Here is a 17,173-nt window from a genome sequence, read left to right on the forward strand (position 1 = left end):
CACCGTGCTGATGTCCTCCTCGTCCGTGCCCCGGCTGGTCGTCGCCGCGCCGTCGTCCGGCAGCGGCAAGACCACCGTCGCCACGGGGCTGATGGCCGCGTTCGCCCGGCGGGGTTTTGCCGTGTCCCCGCACAAGGTCGGGCCGGACTACATCGACCCCGGGTACCACGCGCTCGCCACCGGGCGCGTGGGGCGGAACCTGGACGCTTACCTGTGCGGGCCCGACCTGATCGGACCGCTGTTCCGGCACGGGTCGCGCGGCTGCGACATCGCGGTGGTCGAGGGCGTCATGGGGCTCTACGACGGGGCCGCCGGGGAGGGTGAACTGGCGTCCACGGCCCAGGTGGCGAAGCTGCTGCGGGCGCCGGTGGTGCTGGTCGTCGACGCGTCCTCGCAGTCCCGGTCGGTGGCCGCGCTGGTGCACGGGTTCGCCTCCTGGGACCCCGAGGTGCGGATCGCAGGCGTGATCCTGAACAAGGTCGCGTCCGACCGGCACGAGCAGTTGCTGCGGGAGGCCCTGGACGGCGCCGGGGTGCCGGTGCTGGGCGTGCTGCGACGGGCGGCCCGGGTGGACACGCCGTCGCGTCATCTGGGGCTGGTGCCGGTCGCCGAGCGGCGCGCGGAGGCCGTCGAGGCGGTTGCGGCCATGGCCGCGCTGGTGGAAGAAGGGTGCGATCTCGACGCGTTGGCGGGGCTGGCGCGGAGCGCGGGTGCGCTGCCGGGTGCGGACTGGGATGCGGCTGAGGCGCTGGCGGTCTCGCCCTGCGCGCCCCTGCCCGTTGCGGCCCCGGGGGCGGTGCCCCGGGACTTCCGCCTACGGCCTGAGGCACCGGTGATTGCCGTTGCCGGTGGCCCCGCCTTCACCTTCTCCTACGCCGAGCACACCGAGTTGCTCACCGCCGCCGGAGCCGAGGTCACTCCCTTCGATCCCCTTCGGGACGAACAACTCCCGGACGGAGTGGGCGGGTTGGTGATCGGCGGTGGTTTCCCCGAGGTGTACGCGGCCGAGCTGTCCGCCAACGAGCCGCTGCGCAAGGCGGTTTCCGCGCTCGCCGACGGCGGCGCGCCCGTCGCCGCCGAGTGCGCGGGGCTGCTGTACCTGTGCCGTGAGCTGGACGGGCTGCCCATGTGCGGTGTGCTCGACGCCGCCGCCCGCATGAGTGAGCGGCTCACCCTCGGCTACCGCGACGCCGTGGCCGTCGGCGACAGCGTGCTGGCCGCCACCGGGGAGCGCAGGCGCGGCCACGAGTTCCACCGGACCGTGGTCGAGCCGGGCTCGGGGGCGCCCCCGGCGGCTCCCGCCTGGGGCGTACGCGCCCCTGACCGGCGGGTCGAAGGTTTCGTACAACAAGGTGTGCACGCGAGTTACCTGCACACGCACTGGGCGGCCGCGCCCGGTGTCGCCCGTAGGTTCGTGGAGAGGTGCCGGACATCATGAGCAGCAGGCTGGTCGGGGTCGGGGTCGGACCGGGCGATCCGGAGCTGGTGACCGTGAAGGGCGTCAACGCGCTGCGCGCGGCGGACGTCGTCGTCGTGCCCGTGATGGACACCGGGGAGCGGGGGCGGGCCGAGGCGACCGTGCTGCACTACGTGCCGCAGGAGAAGGTCGTCCGGGTGGTGTTCGCACTGAACGAGCGGACCGACCGGGCGCGGCGCGAGGCCGCCTGGGACGCCGCCGGCGAGCGGGTCGCCGGACTGCTGAGGGCGCACGGCTCGGTCGCCTTCGCCACCATCGGCGACCCCAATGTCTATTCGACCTTCACCTACCTCGCGCAGACAGTCGGCGAGCTGGTGCCGGGGACGGTGGTGCAGACCGTGCCGGGCATCACCGCCATGCAGGACCTGGCGGCGCGCTCGGGGGCCGTGCTGACCGAGGGCACCGAGCCGCTGACGCTCGTACCCGTGACCGCCGGGGCCGCCGTGCTCAAGGACGCCCTGGGCGGGCCCGGCACGGTCGTGGCGTACAAGTTCGGGCGGCAGGCGCAGGAGGTCGCCGAGGCGCTGCGGGAGAGCGGGCGGATCGACGGCGCCGTGTGGGGGTCGGCGCTGGGGCTTCCGGAGGAGTCCATCCGGCCGGCCGCCGATCTCGACGGCGCCGCCCTGCCGTACCTGTCGACCCTCATCGCGCCCGCGCGGCGCGACGGCGGGCGGGGCGGCAAGCTGTGAGCCGTGTCCGGGCGGCATCAGCGGCCCGCCATGCCCACCACCAGCCAGATGAAGGCGGCGCCCGCGACCGTGCACAGCAGGGTCGAACGGGCGGGGTGCTCGTGGTGGGCCTCGGGCAGGATCTCGGCGGCGGCGAGATAGAGCAGCACGCCGCCGAAGAGGCCGAGATAGCCGCCGAGGAACCACTCCGGGATGGTCAGGAAGGCGGTCGAGGCCGCGCCTGCCACGGGTGCGAGCGCGTCCGCGAACAGCATCCCGACCGCCTTGCGGCGCTCGTTGCCGTACAGGCTCGTGAGGGTGAAGGTGTTGAAGCCGTCCGCGAAGTCGTGCGCGATGACGGCCAGCGCGACCGCCAGCCCCATGCCGCCGCCCACCTGGAAGGCCGCGCCGATGGCCACACCGTCCATGGCGCTGTGGCCGACCATGGCGGCCGCCGCCGTCAGGCCCACCTGGGGCGCCCGCTGCTCCTGGAGCCGCAGGTGCGCGTCGGTGTCGCACGGGTGGGCGGGCCCGGGCCCGCAGGGCTGTGCCCGGTCGGCCACGCGACGCCGACCGGTACGCTCCGCAGGCGGAGCCGTGAAGACGTGCTCCTCGCCGCCGTGCGCGGCCTGCCGGGCGGCCAGCGTCCGCTCCACCAGATGGGCCAGCAGGAAACCGGCCACGAACAGCAGCAGGGCCGCCGGCACGCCGAACACCTCGGTGCCCGCCGCGCGCAGCGCCTCCGGCAGCAGGTCAAGGCCGACCACACCGAGCATCAGGCCGCCGGCCAGCCCGAGGACCAGATGGCGGCGGTCGGTGACACGTTGTGCCGTCCAGCCGCCGGCCAACGTCATCAGGAACGCGCCGAGCGCGACGAAGACCGCCATGTGCCCTTGCTATCGGATCAGCCCCCACTTGCGCACATCCGGCCCCGCCTTCGCCCGCACACACCGTGACATTCCGTACGAGAGGACCCCAACCCATGGCCGATGCCCCCACCGGCAAGGTGACCTTCGTCGGTGCCGGTCCCGGCGCCGCCGACCTGCTGACGTTCCGCGCCGCACGTGTGATCGCCGAGGCCGACGTGGTGATCTGGGCGGCCAGCCTGGTGCAGGCGGAGGTCCTCGACCACGCGCGCGAGGACGCGGAGGTCCTGGACTCGGCGACGATGTCGCTGGAGGACGTCGTGGCCGTGTACCGGCGGGCGTTCGCCCGGGGCCTGAAGGTGGCCCGCATCCACTCCGGCGACCCGGCGCTGTGGGGCGGCACCCAGGAGCAGCTCGACCAGTGCGCCCGGATCGGCATCGCGACGGAGGTCGTGCCGGGGGTCTCCGCGTTCTCCGCCGTGGCCGCCCTCGCCCAGCGGGAGCTGACCATCCCCGAGGTGGCCCAGTCGGTCGTCCTCACCCGGCTCGGCGGCGGCAAGACGCCGATGCCGCCCGGGGAGGAGGTGCGCGAGTTCGCCCGGCACGGCACCACCATGGCCGTCTTCCTGTCGGCGGCCCGCAGCGGCCAGCTGGTGCGGGAGCTGCTGGAGGGCGGCTACCCCACGACCACCCCGGTCGTCGTCGCGTACCAGGCGACCTGGCCGGAGGAGCTGGTCGTCAGGTGCACGATCGGCACGCTGGAGGAGACGGTGAAGGAGCACAGGCTCTGGAAGCACACCCTCTTCCTGGTGGGCCCGGCCCTCGACGCCCACGGCACCCGCTCGCACCTGTACCACCCGGGTCACTTCCACGGCTTCCGCAAGGCCGATCCCGAGGCCCGCAAGGCCCTGCGCGAGCGGGGCGCGAGCACGTGAGACCGCTGATCACCGTCGTCGGTACGGGGACGGGGGCGCCCGTTCCCGACGAGGTGCTGGCCGGGGCCGAGCTGGTCGTGGGCGGGCGCCGGCATCTGGCGGCCGCTCGGCTGCCCGAGGCGGCGGAGCGTGTCGTCCTCGGGCCGCTGGCGCCCGCGCTGGACGCCGTCGAACGGTATCTCGACAAGGGCGGACGGGTCGTCGTGCTGGCCTCCGGGGATCCCGGGTTCTTCGGGATCGTGCGGGTGCTGGCGCAGCGGTTCGGGGCCGAGCGGCTCGATGTGCGGCCGGGTGTCTCGTCCGTCGCGACGGCCTTCGCCCGGCTCGGGCTGCCCTGGGACGACGCGGTGGTGGTCAGCGCGCACGGGCGTGAGCTGCGCACGGCGGTCAACGCGTGCCGGGCGCATCCCAAGGTGGCCGTGCTGACCGGGCCGGGGGCGGGTCCCGCCGAGCTGGGCGCGGCGGTCCCGGAGGACCGGGTGCTGGTCGTGGCGAGCGCGCTCGGCGATCCGGGGCGCGAGCGCGTGGAGCGGGTGTCGCCCGCCGAGGCCGCGGCCCGGGACTGGGGTACGGCGGTGAGCGTGGTGCTGTGCCTGGACGGGTCACGGGCGCTGGGCGCCGTGCGGACCGTCGCCGGGGGCCGTACGGAACCCGCCGGATGGGCCCTGGACGAGACCGCGTTCACACACCGGGACTCGATGATCACCAAGTTCGAGGTGCGGGCCCTGGCGCTGGCCAGGCTCGGACCCCGCCTCGGCGACCTGGTCTGGGACGTCGGCGCGGGCTCGGGGTCCGTGGCCGTGGAGTGCGCGCGGCTCGGTGCCGCCGCCGTCGCGGTCGAGAAGACCCCCGACGGGGTGGAGCGGGTGCGGGCCAACGCGGCTGCGCACGGCGTGGACGTGCACGTGGTGCACGGCAGGGCCCCGGACGCGCTGTCCGGACTCGACGACCCCGACGCCGTGTTCATCGGCGGCGGGGGACGCGAACTACCCGCCATCGTGGCCGAGTCCGCGCGGCGGGCCCGGCGGACGGTGGTGATCGCGATGGCCGCGCTCGACCGGGTGCCGGCGGCGCGCGAGGCGCTCACCGGTGCCGGGTTCACCTGCGACGGGGTGCTGCTGCAGTCCTCGCGGCTGGCGCCGCTGCCGGGGGACGTGACCCGGCTGGCGGCGGGCAATCCGGTTTTCCTGCTGTGGGGTGTCAGGCCCACGGCGCCCACCGACATCGACGAAGGAGTTGCACAGTGATCGGCCTCATTTCCGCCACCGCGGCGGGAGCGGCTGCGCGGGACCGGCTGGCGGCCGCGTGGCCGGACCGTGCGCGGGTCTACGACGGGCCCGTCGGGGAGGCCGTGCGGGCCGCCTTCGCGGAGTGCGGGCAACTGGTGTGTTTCCTGGCGACGGGGGCGGCCGTACGGCTGGTCGCGCCGCTGCTCGGCGACAAGGCGTCCGACCCGGGCGTGGTGTGCGTCGACGAGGGCGGCCGGTTCGCCGTGTCGCTGGTCGGCGGCCATGCGGGCGGGGCCAACGAACTCGCCCGTGAGGTGGCCGAGTTGCTGGGGGCCGAGCCGGTGGTGACCACGGCGACCGACTCCGTCGGTCTGTCCGGCCTCGACACGGTGGGGCTGCCGGTCGAGGGAGACGTCGCCGCGGTGTCGCGGGCGCTGCTGGACGGCGAGGCCGTCGCCCTGGCCGCCGAGGTGCCCTGGCCGCTGCCCCCGCTGCCGCTGGCCCCGCGGGGGCGGTACACCGTGCGTCTGACGGACCGCGCGGTCGAGCCCGCCGGACAGGAGGTGATCCTGCGGCCCCCGTCCCTCGTCGTGGGAGTCGGCGCCTCCAGGGGTGCCCCGGTGCAGGAGGTGCTCGACCTGGTCGGGGCCGCGTTGCGGGAGGCCGGACTGTCCGCCCGGTCCGTCGGCGCGCTCGCCACCGTCGACGCCAAGGCCGACGAGGCGGGCATCGTGGAGGCCGCCGAACGCCTCGGGGTGCCCCTGGTGACGTACTCCGCGGCGGAGTTGGCCGCCGTCGAGGTGCCGAACCCCTCCGGCGCGCCGCTCGCCGCCGTCGGCACCCCGTCGGTCGCGGAGGCCGCCGCGCTCGCGGGTGGCGGCGAACTCCTCGTGCCCAAGCGGAAGTCGGAGCGGGCGGACGGCAGTCCCGCGATGGCGACCTGCGCGGTGGTACGGCGGCCGGTGCGCGGGCGGCTCGCGGTCGTGGGGCTCGGGCCCGGCGCCCGGGACCTGCTGACCCCGCGCGCGAAGGCCGAACTCCGCCGCGCCTCCGTGCTCGTCGGCCTCGACCAGTACGTCGACCAGATCCGGGACCTGCTGCGGCCCGGCACCCGGATCCTGGAGTCGGGGCTGGGCGCCGAGGAGGAACGGGCGCGCACGGCCGTCGCCGAGGCCCGCAGGGGGCAGGCCGTCGCGCTGATCGGCAGCGGTGACGCGGGGGTCTACGCCATGGCCTCGCCCGCGCTGGCCGAGGCGTCCGACGACATCGACGTGGTCGGCGTGCCGGGCGTCACGGCGGCGCTCGCGGCCGGGGCGCTCCTCGGTGCTCCGCTCGGCCACGACCATGTGTCGATCAGCCTCTCCGACCTGCACACCCCCTGGGAGGTCATCGAGCGGCGGGTGCGGGCCGCCGCCGAGGCGGACCTCGTCGTGACCTTCTACAACCCGCGTTCCCGGGGCCGTGACTGGCAGCTGCCGAAGGCGCTCGCGATCCTCGCCGGCCACCGGGAGCCGACGACGCCGGTCGGGGTGGTACGCAACGCGTCCCGGCCCGACGAGTCCAGCCGGCTGACCACACTGGCCGGACTGGACCCCGCGACGGTCGACATGATGACGGTCGTGACCGTGGGCAACACGGCGACCCGGGAGATCGCGGGCCGCATGGTCACGCCGCGCGGCTACCGCTGGCAGGACACCCGGCAGGAGGACGCCCAGTGAACCGTGTGGTCCATCCCATCGAGCAGGAGTCCATGCGGCGGCTGCGCGCCCGCCTGGACACCTCGCGCTTTGCGCCGCTGACCCGGGCGGTGGTGGAGCGGGTCATCCACTCCAGCGCCGACCTCGCCTACGCCGACGACCTCGTCATGGACGAGTACGAGCTGACGAAGGCGCACACCGCGTTGCACGCCGGGGCGCCCGTCGTCGTGGACGTCGAGATGGTGGCCGCCGGGATCACCCGGCGCGACACCGTCTGCCGGCTGAAGGACGCCAGGTCCGGGCCGGGCCTGACGCGGTCCGCGCACGCCGTCCGGCTTGCCTACGAGGACGTCGGGCCGGGAGCCCTCTGGGTGATCGGCTGCGCGCCGACCGCCCTGGAGGAACTGCTGACCCTGGACGCCTGCCCGGCACTCGTCATCGGTCTGCCGGTCGGTTTCGTCGGAGCGGCCGAGTCCAAGGCCGCGTTGCGCGAGAGCGGGCTGCCCGCTGTCAGCAACGTGTCCGAGAAGGGCGGTTCGGCGGTCGCTGCCGCCGCGCTCAACGCCCTGCTGTACCACCCCACTTCGTCCGAGGAGAACCAGTGACCACGCCGCCGCCCGCCCTGCTCATCGCCGGCCACGGCACCCGGGACGACGCCGGGGCCGAGGCGTTCCGTGCCTTCGTACGGGAGTTGGGCCGCCGCCACCCCGAGCTGCCCGTCGCGGGCGGCTTCATCGAGCTGTCCCCGCCGCCGCTGGGCGACGCGGTGAGCGAGCTGGTGGAGCAGGGTGTACACCGGTTCGCCGCCGTGCCGCTGATGCTGGTGTCCGCCGGGCATGCCAAGGGCGACATCCCGGCGGCGCTGGCCCGCGAGAAGGAACGCCACCCGGGGATCTCGTACACGTACGGGCGTCCGCTGGGTCCGCACCCGGCGCTGCTGAACGTGCTGGAGCGGCGCCTGGACGAGGCGCTGGAGGGTACGGCCGGGGAACGGTCGGACGTGACGGTGCTGCTGGTCGGGCGTGGCTCGACGGACCCGGACGCCAACGCCGAGGTGTTCAAGGCGGCGCGGCTGCTGTGGGAGGGCCGCGGGTACGCGGGGGTGGAGACGGCGTTCGTGTCGCTGGCGGCACCTGACGTGCCGAGCGGTCTGGACCGGTGCGCGCGGCTCGGCGCGCACCGGATCGTCGTGCTGCCGTACTTCCTGTTCACCGGGATCCTGCCGGACCGGGTCCGGGAGCAGACGGAGAGCTGGGCGGCCGCGCACCCGGAGGTCGAGGTGCGCTCGGCGGACGTCATCGGACCGGAACCGGAGCTGCTGGACCTGGTGATGGAGCGGTACGAGGAGGCCGTCAAGGGCGACCTGCGGATGAACTGCGACTCGTGCGTGTACCGCATCGCGCTGCCGGGCTTCGAGGAGAAGGTGGGCCTGCCGCAGCAGCCGCACTTCCACCCCGACGACGACGGCCACCACCACCACGGGGGACACACTCACTCCCATGCGCACTGAGGAACGGGACGGCCGGGAGCGGGGCGGGTCCGGGCCCGACCTGCGGCACCACGGGGACGCCGAGGTGCGGGACGACGGCTCGGCGCTGGTCGACCTCGCCGTGAACGTCCGCGCGGACACGCCCCCGGTGTGGCTGCGGGAGCGGATCGCCGCGTCGCTCGCCGGCCTGGCGGCCTATCCGGACGGCCGGGCGGCGCGGGCCGCGGTGGCGGCGCGGCACGGGCTCGCGGTGGAGCAGGTGCTGCTCACGGCCGGAGCGGCGGAGGCCTTCGTGCTGCTCGCCCGGGCCCTGAAGGTGCGGCGGCCGGTCGTGGTGCATCCGCAGTTCACCGAGCCGGAGGCGGCGCTGCGCGACGCGGGCCACTCGGTCGACCGGGTGCTGCTGCGGGAGGAGGACGGCTTCCGGCTCGACGCGACGGCCGTCCCGGAGGACGCCGACCTGGTGGTGGTGGGCAACCCGACGAACCCCACCTCGGTGCTGCATCCTGCCGCGGCGGTCGTCGAACTGGCCCGGCCGGGCCGGACGCTGGTCGTCGACGAGGCCTTCATGGACGCGGTGCCGGGCGAGCGGGAGGCGCTGGCGGGGCGGACCGACGTGCCCGGCCTGGTGGTGCTGCGGAGCCTGACCAAGACGTGGGGTCTGGCGGGCCTCAGGATCGGGTACGTCCTGTCCTGCGCCGAGACGATCGCCGAACTGGCGCGGGCGCAGCCGCTGTGGCCGGTGTCCACGCCGGCCCTGGCGGCGGCCCGGGCGTGCGTGGAGCCGCGGGCCCTCGCGGAGGCGGCCCACGCGGCGCACCGCGTCGCCGCGGACCGGGCCCACCTGGTGGCGGGCCTGGCCGCGTTCGGGGCGCGCGGGGTGCGCGTGGTGGAGCCGGCGGAGGGCCCGTTCGTGCTGGTCCGGGTGCCGGGGGCGGCGGGCGTACGGCGCCGGCTGCGGGAGCTGGGGTACGCGGTGCGGCGCGGGGACACCTTCCCCGGCCTGGGCGAGGACTGGCTGCGCCTGGCGGTCCGCGACCGGGCGACGACCAACGCGTTCCTGGCAGCGCTGGACCGGACACTGTCCGGCCCACCCACCCACCCGACCCACTGAGTCGAGAGGCACCCCACTCCCGGGACTCCGCCCCGGACCGGGGCGGAGGCTGACTGGGCGAGACTGACCCCGGCGGGGTCAGCCCCCTGCACCCCCGAGCCGATCCGCCCGGTGGAGAGCGACCGCACCCCACGACTCCACCCCCAACCCCGGCGAAGGCGAACCCCACCCGGGTCACCGGCCCGGGCGGGACTGACCCCGCCACGGACCACGCCCCCGCACCCCCAACACCACTCGCCGAGCCGAGAGGCCACCGCACCCCGGGACTCCGCCCACTCGCCAAGTCAAGGGGCCACCGCGCCCCAGGGCTGCGCCCCCCACGCCGGCGGGGGCCACGTCCCCCAACGCCCCGCGCCCTCAGCCCCGGCGGCGGCGGGCCAGGGCCACTGCGCCTCCGCCGGCCGCCAGTAGGACGGCCGAACCGCCTGCGAGGTAGGGCGTCAACTCGCTGCCGCCGGTCTCCGCGAGGTCCCTCTTGGCTGGAGCCCCCTGCGGCTTGACGGCGGTGCCCGGATCCACCGCCGCTCCCTGGGGCTTCACGTCGGTGCCGGGATCCACGGGCGGCGCCGCCGGGGCCTCGCAGGTGGCCCTGGCGAGCGTCACCGTCCCCTTCACTTCGGCGACGTTCAGCTTCAGCGGGTTGACGGCGACGTTGAGCTGGAGGGCGGTGGCGGCGGCCGTACGGTCGGCCGTCTCGTGCTTCGACAGCTCCAGGCGGACCTCGCCGACTCCCGGTACGCGCACGTCGGTCGGCCCACCGGCGGTGACCGTGACCTTCTTGCCGAGGACCGTCACCCCGCCGAGCACGTTCGACGCGGCGACCGGTGCCTTTCCGGCCTCGCAGGTCGCCTTCGCCGTGACCTGGTCGACCTCGATCAGGGACAGCAGCGGCAGGCCGGGCACGTGCAGCCGGGCATGGGCAAGGTCGACGGCGCCTTCTGCCCGGCGGGCGGAGACCGTCGCGGTCGCCCTCGCCACGTCGGCGCGCAGGACGGTGAACGGCTTTCCGCCGTCGACACCGTCCAGGCGTGCGCTCAGCGCGGTCTTCTGTGCGCTCCGCGGGGCCTCCACCTCGTTGAGGGAGACGGCGAGCGGGACCGTCACCGTCTTGTCGAGGAGATTGACCTGAAGTCCGGTGCGCAGGACGGAGGCGCTCGCGCGGCCCTTGTCGGTGGTCGCGTGCGCGGAGCCCGCGCCGGCCAGTGTCGTCGGACCGGCGGCCAGGACGGTGGCCGCCGCGACGGTCGCGCAGCGGCGTGCGGGCATGCGGAAGGTGTGGCCGTTCAAGGTGTGGGACCCCCAGAGGAGAATGCTTGGGACCCGGAAAGGATTACGCACTGAGAGTGAACGGTCAGCAATCCTGCGTCACTTCACCCCATCGTGGGGTTTCCGTCAGCCTTTTCGATTCCTGCGGCACGTCTGTTCCCAGCCACACCCCGCTTACCGCCTTCCGGGCGAACGTGCTGGTCGACGTACCGGCGCACACGACGGAGTGCGCAACGACGTCCTCGTGCAGAAGGTAACGATCCGTCAACCTGCCGACGATCCGACGCCGGTAAGGCCGCCGGGTGTCGTTCGGATCACCCCGGGTCCGGCGTGATCCGCCCCCTAGCCGACGACCCGCCCGTTCAGCACCACCCGCCGCGGCGCCGCCAGCACCCGTACGTCCGCCCGCGGGTCCTCGTCGTACACCACCAGGTCCGCCGGTGCGCCCTCGTCGAGGCCGGGCCGGCCGAGCCACGCGCGCGCGTCCCAGGTCGTGGCCGACAGGGCCCGCACCGGCGGGATGCCGGCCGTCACCAGCTCCGCCACCTCGGCCGCGACCAGGCCGTGGGGCAGGCTGCCCCCGGCGTCCGTGCCGACGTACACGGGGATTCCGGCGTCGTAGGCGGCGCGGACGGTGTCGTAGCGGCGCTCGTGGAGCCTGCGCATGTGGGCCGACCAGCGCGGGTACTTGGCCTCGCCGCCGTCGGCGAGCCGGGGGAAGAGGGCGATGTTGACCAGGGTCGGGACGATGGCGACGCCGCGCTCGGCGAACAGCGGGACGAGGTCCTCGGTCAGGCCCGTCGCGTGCTCGATGCAGTCGATGCCCGCCTCGACCAGGTCCCGCAGGGAGTCCTCGGCGAAGCAGTGCGCGGTGACGCGTACGCCGAGGCGGTGGGCCTCCGCGATCGCCGCCTCGGCCGCCTCCCGCGGCCAGCACGCCGACAGGTCGCCGAGGTCGCGGTCGATCCAGTCGCCGACCAGCTTGACCCAGCCGTCGCCGCGCCGCGCCTCCCGGGCGACGTACGCGACGAGGTCCTCGGGCTCGACCTCGTGGGCGTAGTTGCGAACGTAGCGCCGGGTACGGGCGATGTGGCGGCCCGCGCGGATGATCTTCGGCAGGTCCTCGCGGTCGTCGGTCCAGCGGGTGTCCGAGGGCGAGCCCGCGTCGCGGATCAGCAGCGTGCCGGCGTCCCTGTCGGTCAGCGCCTGCTTCTCGGCGACGTCGTCGGGGACCGGGCCGTGCGCGTCGAGACCGACGTGACAGTGTGCGTCGACGAGGCCGGGCAGGACCCAGCCCTCGACGGTGCGCACCTCCCGGGCACCGGCGGGACGGTCGTAGGAGATGCGCCCGCCGACGACCCACAGCTCGTCGCGGACCGCGTCCTCACCGGCGTCGGCGTCCGGCCCGGCCAGTACCCGGCCCTTCACGTGCAGCACCGCGTCATCGCTCATGCAGTGCACCTTAGTGAGTTACTGGTCGGCCGTGCCCACCCGGTCGGAGGTCTCCCCCTCCTTCTCGGTCACCTCGGCCATCGCGGGGTCCAGGAGGCGGGAGAGGAAGTGACGGGTGCGCTCGTGGCTCGGGTTGCCGATGACCTGGTCGGGGGTGCCGTCCTCGACGACGACGCCGCCGTCCATGAAGACGACACGGTCGGCGACCTCGCGGGCGAAGGTCATCTCGTGGGTGACGACCATCATCGTCATGCCCTCGTCGGCGAGCATGCGCATCACGGCGAGGACGTCCCCGACGAGTTCCGGGTCGAGCGCCGAGGTCGGCTCGTCGAAGAGCATCACCTCCGGGCCCATGGCGAGCGCTCGGGCGATGGCGACGCGCTGCTGCTGGCCGCCGGACAGGGAGGAGGGGTAGGCGTCCGCCTTCTCGGCGAGGCCGACGCGCTCCAGGTTCTCGGCGGCGATCCTCGCCGCGCTCGCCTTGTCCCGGCGCAGCACCCGGCGCTGCGGGAGCGTGAGGTTCTCGGTCACCGACAGGTGCGGGAAGAGGTTGAACTGCTGGAAGACCATGCCGATCCGGCGGCGCACGGCGTCGATGTCGACGTCCGGGTCCGTCACCTCGGTGCCGCCGACGAAGACCTGGCCCTTGCTGGGTTCCTCGAGGAGGTTCACGCAGCGCAGCAGGGTCGACTTGCCGGAGCCGGAGGGGCCGATCACGCAGACGACCTCGCCCTGGCCGATCTCCAGGTCGATGCCGCGCAGCACCTCGTTGTCGCCGAAGGACTTGTGCAGGTCCCGGACGCTGATCTCGGGGACGCTCACCTGACGGCCTCCTGGGACTTGGACTCCATGCGGCGGACGACGAAGCCGAGCGGGATCGTGACCAGCAGGTAGCACAGGCCGGCGACCAGGATCGGCGTGGAGTTGGCGGTCTCGCTGGCCAGGTCGTTGCCGAACTTGGACAGTTCCCGCTCCTGCAGGGTGACGCCGAGGAACAGCACCAGCGAGGAGTCCTTGAACAGCAGGACGAGTTCGTTGGTGAGCGGCGGGAGGATGATACGGAAGGCCTGCGGGACGATGATGGAGATCATGGCCCTGGCCGGCGAGAAGCCGAGTGAACGGGCCGCCTCCATCTGCCCCTTGGGCACGGCCTGGATGCCCGCGCGGATCGTCTCCGCCATGTAGGCGGCCGAGACCAGGCCGAGGGCGAGGGCGACCTTGCCGTAGGTGCCGCCGATGATCTCCGTGCCCGGGAAGGCCAGCGGCACGGCGACCCCGACGAAGATGAAGATCAGCAGGGCGGGCAGGCCGCGGAAGATCTCGATGTAGACGCCGGCGAGCCAGCGGTAGGGGCCCACGGACGACAGCCGCATCAGCGCGACGACCATGCCGAGCACCAGACCGAACAGGAAGCCGGACAGGGTGTACAGCACGGTGTTCTTCAGCGCCAGCGTAATGACGTCCGGGAACATCTGCCTGGCGATGTCCACCTGCGCGAACTGGTTCTGCAGCCGTCCCCAGTCCGCCCCGGCCCCGAGCGCGGCCACGGCGGCGACGAAGACGGCGTACTGGATGCCGCGGGACAGCCGGCGCTTCTGCCGCCGGGTCAGCCCCTTCTTCCGGGGCTGGACCTCGGCCGTGGACGTGCCGGTGGTGCTGCTCATGAGGCGGCGGGCGAGGCCGCGGCGGCGTCGTACGGGCCGATCCACTGCTCGTACAGCTTCTTGTACGTGCCGTCGGCCTTGGCGGCGGCGATCGCCTTGTTGACGGCGGCGAGGAGCTTGGCGTTGCCCTTCTTCACCGTGAAGCCGTACTGCTCACCGGTGTTGAGGTTGCCGACCACCTTGAAGGCGTCGGCGTTGGCCTTGTCCTTCAGCCAGCCCTGGACGACGGGGTAGTCGATGACGACGGCCTGGACCTGACCGGTGCGCAGGCCGTTGAGGACCGCGTCGGAGGAGTGGAAGGAGACCGGGTCGTAGCCCTTGCTCCTGGCGTAGTCCTCGCCGGTGGTCTGCGCCTGGGCGCCGAGCTTCTTGCCCTTGGCCTTGACGTCGGCCAGGGAGTCGATGCCGCTCTTCTTGTCGACCAGGACGGCCTGGGTGGCGTTGAAGTACGGGTCGGAGAAGTCGACGTGCTTCTTGCGCTCGGGGGTGATGGTCATGCCGGCGGCGGCGAGGTCGCACTGGCCGGAGTTGAGGAACGCGCCCGTCTTGAAGTTCTCGAACGGCGTGTCGAGGATCTGCTGCTTCACGCCGAGGTCCTTGGCGACCAGGTCGATGAGCGAGACGTCGAAGCCCTGGACCTTGCCGTTGATCTCCGACTGGAAGGGCGGGTACGGCAGGTGGGTGCAGGTGGTGAGCCGGCCCGCCTTGACGAGCTGGACCCCGCCGGCGGCCGTCTTGCTGCCGCCGTTGCCGCTCGAGGTGCAGCCGGCCACGAGTACCAGCCCGGCCGTGGCGGTGGTGGCGGCCAGGATGCGGGCCCGGCGCCCGAGGAGCGTGTTCACGGGGGACCTCTCGGTGAGGGAGTGGAGCAATACGGGTTCCGATTATAAGGAGAAGTTTGGGCCCCTCAAACCAAACCGTTGGCTACGGGGGCGTCCGACCTAAGAAGTCACCAGTGCTGGAGGTGTGTCCGGGGCGCATCGATACGGTGGGTCCGGACACGGTCACGGTCGGCCACCGGCCCCCCAATGAAACCACCTGGCGACAGCCCTGAATCCCGCACAGAATTACGCAATTCATTTTGGGTAGCTGCCCATATTCTCCTGCCCCGTTTTCCCGGCGCTAAACGCGAAGATTTCGCGAACACTGACGGGCACAATTCGAGGGGACCCCGTGAGGATTACCCCACTGTGACAGACTCCACAAAGCCATCCCTTTTGTCCAGCAAATAAGGGTTAAACCTGCACGTCAGACCACCCTTCGCGCGACCGCACGCCCGCGCGATAACACATGGACCCCTTCCATGTAAGTTCGCCGGGCGATGCATTTTTCAATTGCAGTCGGTAAGTTCATCTCGCATGACTGCCGCACAAGCAGAACTGCAAACCCCCCACGAAATACCGTCGGACGGCGTGCGCATCGAACGCCCGGCCGTCGCCGACGGGGCCGCGCTCTGGCAGCTCGCCAAGGAGTCCGGGACCCTCGACCTGAACTCCTCGTACAGCTATCTGCTGTGGTGCCGTGACTTCGCCGCCACGTCGGCGGTGGCGCGGGGAGCCGACGGCGAGCCGGTCGGTTTCGTCACCGGGTACGTGCGGCCCGACCGCCCCCGCACCCTGCTGGTGTGGCAGGTGGCCGTCGACGCCGACCACCGTGGCCGGGGCCTGGCCGCCCGGCTGCTCGACGCGCTGACCGCCCGGGTCGCCGCAGAGCGCGGGCTGACCTCCGTCGAGACCACGATCACCCCGGGCAACACCGCCTCCGAGCGGCTCTTCACCTCGTTCGCCGCCCGCCACCGCGCCACCGTCGAGCGCGAGGTGCTGTTCCGGGCCGAGCAGTTCCCGGACGCGCCGCACGACGCCGAGGTCCTCTACCGCATCGGCCCCCTCTCCTTCTGATCGCCGATCTCCCCTGATCGGCTCCGATCTCTCTCCGATCGCCGCCGATCTCCCCTTGACCGCCCCCCGAGTTCCCTTCACTCCCCCACCGAGGAGCGATTCGTCGTGACCATCACCCAGCCCGACCTGAGCGTCTTCGAGACCCTGGAGTCCGAGGTGCGCAGCTACTGCCGCGGCTGGCCCACCGTCTTCGACCGCGCGCAGGGCAGCCGCATGTCCGACGAGGACGGCCACGAGTACCTCGACTTCTTCGCGGGCGCCGGCTCCCTCAACTACGGGCACAACAACCCCGTCCTCAAACGGGCGTTGATCGACTACCTGGAGCGGGACGGCGTCACCCACGGGCTCGACATGTCCACCGTCGCCAAGCGCACCTTCCTGCAGACCTTCCAGGACCTGGTGCTGCGGCCCCGTGACCTGCCGTACAAGGTGATGTTCCCGGGCCCGACCGGCACCAACGCCGTCGAGTCCGCGCTGAAGCTGGCGCGGAAGGTGAAGGGACGCGAGGCGATCGTGTCGTTCACCAACGCCTTCCACGGCATGTCCCTGGGATCCCTCGCCGTCACCGGCAACGCCTTCAAACGCGCGGGCGCCGGAATCCCGCTCGTGCACGGCACGCCCATGCCGTTCGACAACTACTTCGACGGCAAGGTCCCGGACTTCCTGTGGTTCGAGCGGCTCCTCGAGGACCAGGGCTCCGGCCTCAACAAGCCCGCCGCCGTGATCGTGGAGACCGTGCAGGGCGAGGGCGGCATCAACGTCGCCCGGCCCGAGTGGCTGCGTGCCCTCAAGGAACTGTGCGAGCGGCAGGACATGCTGCTGATCGTCGACGACATCCAGATGGGGTGCGGGCGCACCGGGGCCTTCTTCTCCTTCGAGGAGGCCGGGATCGTGCCCGACATCGTCACGGTGTCCAAGTCGATCAGCGGCTACGGGCTGCCGATGTCGCTGTGCCTGTTCCGTCCCGACCTGGACGTCTGGGAGCCGGGCGAGCACAACGGCACCTTCCGCGGCAACAACCCCGCGTTCGTCACCGCCACGGCCGCGCTGGAGGCGTACTGGACCGACGGGGCGGCGATGGAGAAGCAGACCCGCACCCGCGGCGAGCAGGCCGAGCAGTGGCTCATCTCCATCACCGAGGAGAACCTCGCCGACGTCAAGGAGTACCGGGGCCGCGGCCTGGTGTGGGGCCTGGAGTTCCACGACAAGGGCCGCGCCGAGCGGGTCGCCCGGCGCGCCTTCGACCTCGGGCTGCTCGTCGAGACCTCGGGCCCGGAGAGCGAGGTCGTCAAGCTGCTGCCGGCCCTGACCATCAGGCCCGAGGAACTGGACGAGGGCCTGAAGACCCTCGCCCGCGCGGTACGCGAGACCGCCTGACCGACCCGCGACAGCACCACGACAACCCCCGACCAGGAGGC

General features: G+C 73.0%; 16 protein-coding genes. 10 read left to right on the forward strand and 6 right to left on the reverse strand.

What is annotated here, in order from left to right; all coding sequences use genetic code 11:
- The first annotated feature begins 10 nt into the window (after positions 1–10).
- Both AB0A61_RS05460 and cobI read left to right on the forward strand, forming a co-directional pair.
- A complete protein-coding gene (locus AB0A61_RS05460; RefSeq protein WP_361286476.1) occupies positions 11–1,438 on the forward strand; it encodes a cobyrinate a,c-diamide synthase in 1,428 nt (475 codons plus the stop codon).
- Positions 1,435–2,166 carry a precorrin-2 C(20)-methyltransferase gene (cobI, locus tag AB0A61_RS05465; RefSeq protein WP_361286479.1) on the forward strand — a complete coding sequence of 244 codons (732 nt, stop codon included), beginning with the start codon at positions 1,435–1,437 and terminating at the stop codon, positions 2,164–2,166. The genes AB0A61_RS05460 and cobI overlap by 4 nt, the downstream gene beginning before the upstream one ends.
- Before the next feature lie 17 nt (positions 2,167–2,183).
- Here cobI and AB0A61_RS05470 read toward each other — a convergent pair whose 3' ends face one another.
- Positions 2,184–3,032: a ZIP family metal transporter gene (locus tag AB0A61_RS05470; RefSeq protein WP_361286482.1), complete on the reverse strand. Its 849-nt coding sequence runs from the start codon at positions 3,030–3,032 to the stop codon at positions 2,184–2,186.
- 95 nt (positions 3,033–3,127) lie between these two features.
- On the opposite strand from AB0A61_RS05470, the gene cobM reads away from it, so the two are divergent.
- The 6 genes from cobM to cobC are packed head-to-tail and all read left to right on the forward strand — an operon-like array spanning position 3,128 to position 9,475.
- Complete coding sequence (cobM, locus tag AB0A61_RS05475; protein ID WP_361286485.1) at positions 3,128–3,946, forward strand: precorrin-4 C(11)-methyltransferase; 819 nt, start codon at positions 3,128–3,130, stop codon at positions 3,944–3,946.
- Positions 3,947–3,951: 5 nt separating this feature from the next.
- Positions 3,952–5,193: a precorrin-6y C5,15-methyltransferase (decarboxylating) subunit CbiE gene (gene cbiE, locus AB0A61_RS05480; RefSeq protein ID WP_361287298.1), complete on the forward strand. Its 1,242-nt coding sequence runs from the start codon at positions 3,952–3,954 to the stop codon at positions 5,191–5,193.
- Positions 5,190–6,893, forward strand: a complete 1,704-nt coding sequence (gene cobJ / locus AB0A61_RS05485; RefSeq protein ID WP_361286488.1) for a precorrin-3B C(17)-methyltransferase — start codon at positions 5,190–5,192, stop codon at positions 6,891–6,893. The genes cbiE and cobJ overlap by 4 nt, the downstream gene beginning before the upstream one ends.
- Positions 6,890–7,477, forward strand: coding sequence for a precorrin-8X methylmutase (locus tag AB0A61_RS05490; protein WP_361286491.1), 588 nt, complete (start codon positions 6,890–6,892; stop codon positions 7,475–7,477). The genes cobJ and AB0A61_RS05490 overlap by 4 nt, the downstream gene beginning before the upstream one ends.
- The gene (locus AB0A61_RS05495) at positions 7,474–8,382 is read left to right on the forward strand and encodes a sirohydrochlorin chelatase (protein ID WP_361286494.1); all 909 of its coding nucleotides are present in this window, start codon (positions 7,474–7,476) and stop codon (positions 8,380–8,382) included. Before AB0A61_RS05490 ends, AB0A61_RS05495 begins: the two co-directional genes overlap by 4 nt.
- Positions 8,372–9,475, forward strand: a complete 1,104-nt coding sequence (gene cobC, locus AB0A61_RS05500; protein WP_361286497.1) for an Rv2231c family pyridoxal phosphate-dependent protein CobC — start codon at positions 8,372–8,374, stop codon at positions 9,473–9,475. The genes AB0A61_RS05495 and cobC overlap by 11 nt, the downstream gene beginning before the upstream one ends.
- 357 nt (positions 9,476–9,832) lie before the next feature.
- Here the strand turns inward: cobC and AB0A61_RS05505 are convergent, their stop codons facing one another.
- From AB0A61_RS05505 to AB0A61_RS05525, 5 genes are all read right to left on the reverse strand, one after another.
- Positions 9,833–10,762, reverse strand: coding sequence for an SCO1860 family LAETG-anchored protein (locus AB0A61_RS05505; protein ID WP_361286500.1), 930 nt, complete (start codon positions 10,760–10,762; stop codon positions 9,833–9,835).
- A 321-nt stretch (positions 10,763–11,083) separates the two neighbouring features.
- On the reverse strand, positions 11,084–12,193 hold the full coding sequence (locus AB0A61_RS05510; RefSeq protein WP_361286503.1) for an amidohydrolase family protein: 1,110 nt from the start codon (positions 12,191–12,193) through the stop codon (positions 11,084–11,086).
- 18 nt (positions 12,194–12,211) lie between these two features.
- Positions 12,212–13,015, reverse strand: a complete 804-nt coding sequence (locus AB0A61_RS05515) for an amino acid ABC transporter ATP-binding protein (protein WP_361286506.1) — start codon at positions 13,013–13,015, stop codon at positions 12,212–12,214.
- Positions 13,012–13,857, reverse strand: coding sequence for an amino acid ABC transporter permease (locus tag AB0A61_RS05520; RefSeq protein WP_361286509.1), 846 nt, complete (start codon positions 13,855–13,857; stop codon positions 13,012–13,014). The genes AB0A61_RS05515 and AB0A61_RS05520 overlap by 4 nt, the downstream gene beginning before the upstream one ends.
- The gene (locus AB0A61_RS05525) at positions 13,854–14,699 is read right to left on the reverse strand and encodes a transporter substrate-binding domain-containing protein (RefSeq protein WP_361286512.1); all 846 of its coding nucleotides are present in this window, start codon (positions 14,697–14,699) and stop codon (positions 13,854–13,856) included. Before AB0A61_RS05525 ends, AB0A61_RS05520 begins: the two co-directional genes overlap by 4 nt.
- A gap of 516 nt (positions 14,700–15,215) precedes the next feature.
- On the opposite strand from AB0A61_RS05525, the gene ectA reads away from it, so the two are divergent.
- Both ectA and ectB read left to right on the forward strand, forming a co-directional pair.
- Entirely contained in the window at positions 15,216–15,755 is a 540-nt protein-coding gene (ectA, locus tag AB0A61_RS05530; RefSeq protein ID WP_361286515.1) for a diaminobutyrate acetyltransferase, read from the forward strand.
- 105 nt (positions 15,756–15,860) lie between these two features.
- A complete protein-coding gene (gene ectB / locus AB0A61_RS05535) occupies positions 15,861–17,132 on the forward strand; it encodes a diaminobutyrate--2-oxoglutarate transaminase (protein WP_361286518.1) in 1,272 nt (423 codons plus the stop codon).
- The last annotated feature ends 41 nt before the right edge of the window (positions 17,133–17,173 follow it).

Source organism: Streptomyces sp. NPDC046197 (assembly GCF_040646295.1).
Lineage (GTDB): Bacteria > Actinomycetota > Actinomycetes > Streptomycetales > Streptomycetaceae > Streptomyces.